The following is a 3,845-nucleotide window of genomic DNA, read 5'->3' on the forward strand; positions in this document are numbered from 1 at the left end:
CAATAGAAAGGTCATGGTAATCAAAGCTCTTTTCCTGACGAAAATCGTATTCTAACGTTTCTCTCAACTCTGATGCGCTGCCGTATAAAACCGTTGCACCATCTAACACCCATTCTTTTTTCGTGATATTATAGTCGCGAATTTTCCCCGCATGTTTATAGATCCCCTGAAAAAGTCTTCGGTGGATTCCAATGTACTCATTAGGAGAAAAGGAAAAAGCCGGTTCTGCCAGTATTTCTGCAATGCGTGAAGAGACCTTGTCTGCTTCTTCTGTGCGTTCATCTGCTGACAATTCCACAGGATTCGCCTTATAGTATCCGTCAATGAGATCCCTGGCCTCCGTTACAGTAATTTTGCCTTCGATATTCTGGATCGCCGTATCGATCAAATACCGGGAAGGATTCAGTCCATCTACCGCCTGAAGTCCGATGGCAGTCCGCCAGATATAGCCTTTGCTGACCCGATCCGGCTCGGAAGCTTTTAAATATTCTTTTAATGGATCATTCTTCATGTTCTGCGTTCTCCTTATGTCTCGTTCTTCCTGTAACGTCTCTGATAATAATCCATTGCCCTGTATTGGATCACATCTGCTATTTCTTTTGCAAACACAGGATTTTCAGCCACCTCTGACAGTTCCTCTCTAAGAGCTAGTGCGGCACCTTCTTTCTGAATAAAAAAGCCTTTTCCGGACTGCAGCAGAAAATGCACCGGCATCTTCAAGATTTTCTTTATATGTTCACTGTCGGAAATCCCGCAGAATTTTTCGTAATCGATTCCCGTCTCAAGATCCTTCCAGTTGGTACCAGTGTGGAAAAACTTCTTCCAGCTTGTCAGAAGCTGCTGTTCCGTCACTGCCATGCGGACTTTTCCGTTATCGTAAAATGCCATCAGAACAGGCATTTTGTAGACCTTCGTCATATTCGTATTTTCGATCAGGCTGATGAACTCCCGGCCAATGCTTTTGTAAATCAGTTCTTCCTCGTCCGTCAGCTCATCGAGCTGTTTGCGATATTCCAGATACCTTTTAAAGGGATTTTCCTTTGCATTACTAATAGCACTCTGATATACATCATCGTCTATATAGGTGAACAATTCCATCCGAGACGGCGTATGCCCCACCAACTCCTTCACTCTGTAAAATTCACTGCGGAGCCTGTCTCTCAGCTTCATCTGTTTTCTGTCCATTTCCTGGAACAGGTCGATCAGCTTCATGTCAAAATCGATCAGGCAGTCGTCCGGGAAATTCGATCGGTCGGCAGGATCATAATTTCCCTTTGCAGATGCACTGTTATCCGTAAGCAGAAATCGCACACGACCAGCCTTTTCATAATTCCCTATGAAATCCAGCACGTTGAGGAACTCTTTCCCTTTACTTTTACGAAGTCCCCTTCCCAGCTGCTGCAAAAATACGATCGGAGACTCGGTAGGTCTCAGGAACATAACCATATCGACCGATGGAATGTCCACACCTTCATTGAACATATCCACGGAAAAGATCACTTTTATTTCTCCATTTGTCAGCATTCGGATAGCAGATGTCCGGTCTTCTGAAAACTCGCCATTTGCATTGCTATAGACAGCAGCCGACGGGATACCTCTTGCCGAAAATTCTTTTGCCATCTCTTCCGCATGCTCCCTGGAGCAGCAGAAGCCCAATGCTTTGCGAGATCCATATTTGCAGTAATATTTGTAGATCAGATCGTACCTGTGCACATTCCCGATATAGGTTTCGTTCAGTTCTTTTTCGTCGTATCTGCCGCGAACGATGTGGATGCCCGAGTAATCGGTGTCATCATAGATGCCGTAATAGTGGAAAGGCGCCAGCATGCCTTTGTTTATGGCGTCTTTTAGCGAAATCTCATAAGGAACATTGTAGTCACAGATTTCATAGATGTTCCGCCCATCGAGCCGGTCAGGCGTTGCCGTCAGCCCCAGCAGAAACTTTGGTTTAAAATAGTCAACGATCCGTCGGTACTGGTCGTTGACCGCATGATGAAATTCATCGATCACCAGATAATCAAAATAGTCCGGTGCAAAATAGTTTTCGTTCAGGTACGACGTGCATCCCAGCGTTGCTACTGATGCAAAGATCAAGGCTTTGTTTGTTGATTTTTCTTTTCCGTTGAAAAATCCGTAGTCCTCCGAATGCCTGACGTTTTTAAAGGATATCGCTGCCTGCTCCAGGATCTCTTCCCGGTGTGCTACAAAGAGTACTCGCGCGTAGTCTTTTGAATCAAAGGCAGCCAAGTAGGTTTTGCCCACACCCGTTGCCGCTGCTACCAGCGCTCTTTCTGCGCCTTCTGCTCTAGTGTCATCGAGAGCGCAAAGAGCTTCGATCTGTGCGCCACGAGGCTCAAAGAGAGGTATGATATTGCTGTTTGCGTCTACGTCCTGATCCGGCGCATGGTCGTCTTGCTCTTCATCGTATCGCTGCAGATCCTTTGATACCGCCGGTCTGTGCCAGTTCTTTGAATATTTCCTGAGCTCCTCATCATCGATCACAATGGAATGATTCTCAAACAGATCTTCAAAACTGTGGAAAAACTTGTCGTAATTTTTCTGATCTGTACGGCTGTTGAAGCGGTAGTTCCATTCGATCCCGGAGGTCAGCGCACTCCTGGATATATTCGATGATCCTATGTAGATCTCACTGTGATCCTCGTAGTGGAAGATATATGACTTGGGATGGAATGACCTGTTTTTCTCATTGTAAAACCGCAAATCGACCTGTTTGCCGAGTTTTTTGCGAATGAGATATAAAGCGGACGGCTGCGTGATTCCCAGATAGTTTCCGGTCAAGATCCTTATCTTCGCACCCCTCTGAAGTGCATTCTCCAGTTCCTCAAGAAGCATCTTCACTCCTGATTCCATCAGAAACGAAACAATGATATCCACGCTATCCGCTTTTTTCAGGCTGCCGATCAGCTGGTAATAAAGCTGCGCATACCGATTAGAACCGCCTGTCATCACATCGGTCGAGTAGTTATTTAGTTCCCATGTAATGTTAGTTTTAGGCATGTTGGTCTCCTGTGGGGGGTGTGATGCTCATATAATGTTTCGCTTGCCAGATAGTAGCATAATTATTTAAACACTATTTTGATTTCATTTTACCGCAGAATTTATCGGTGTGAACTAAATGTATTATTCATAGGTTCATGTTTATTAAGTAAATATCCCGAAACACCACCAACTATTCCGCCAACTATATGTGTAAGATTAGATATGTTGTCATCATAAGCTATACCTTCATAAATCTGCTGTCCGAAAAAAAGAACGGATACGATTATAAAAGTAAGCGGTATTTCTTTTTCTTTTACGCCAGTAAAAGATGATAATATTATAAAGGCAAAACAAATTCCGCTAACCCCACATATAGCAATATTCAAGAATAGCAAGTAATTAATTACTCCTGTAATAAATGCTGTTATTAACATCACTTGCAGGATACGTTTCCAACCATATTTTTCTTCTAATATTGGTCCTAATAACAGGATATACACCATATTACCCAAAAAATGTGACCAGTCTGCATGTCCTAGCACATGAATAAAAAATTGTAAGTAAGTCAAAGGATTAGTAAGGGATGAATGGCATGTGACAAATATGCTTCTAGTCAAATCCTCTGTTATCATAGACAACAGCATTATGATAAAACAAATTGTCTGCTGATCGCTCCAGCCGTTGCAACCTTCGCACTTTTGGCATAAGAAACCTCTGTGGCCAGGCTCACGAGTTCTGCGCTCACACCTCCTGTAATCCGCTCATATTCAGGTATGCCGACCGCTTGGTCCAGAATGCAGACATAGTTCTCATTTCCCTTGTCATAGTAGTAATCTCTGGAGATA

Annotated in this window: 3 protein-coding genes and 1 pseudogene; all 4 read right to left on the reverse strand. The window is 43.7% G+C overall.

Translation table 11 applies throughout. The annotated features are described in order from the left end of the window. Window positions 1–511 (reverse strand): annotated as a pseudogene (locus H8876_RS07005) (Fic family protein); the annotation flags it as partial. A 14-nt stretch (window positions 512–525) separates the two neighbouring features. Continuing rightward, window positions 526–3,018, reverse strand: coding sequence for a DEAD/DEAH box helicase family protein (locus H8876_RS07010; RefSeq protein WP_249287137.1), 2,493 nt, complete (start codon window positions 3,016–3,018; stop codon window positions 526–528). A 101-nt stretch (window positions 3,019–3,119) separates the two neighbouring features. Then, entirely contained in the window at window positions 3,120–3,617 is a 498-nt protein-coding gene (locus H8876_RS07015; protein WP_249287138.1) for a rhomboid family intramembrane serine protease, read from the reverse strand. 26 nt (window positions 3,618–3,643) lie between these two features. After that, window positions 3,644–3,845: UPF0236 family transposase-like protein (locus tag H8876_RS07020; protein WP_249287139.1), on the reverse strand; the 202-nt coding region annotated here is incomplete at its 5' end.

The organism is Lentihominibacter faecis (genome assembly GCF_014306095.1).
In the GTDB taxonomy this organism is placed as follows: domain Bacteria; phylum Bacillota; class Clostridia; order Peptostreptococcales; family Anaerovoracaceae; genus Lentihominibacter; species Lentihominibacter faecis.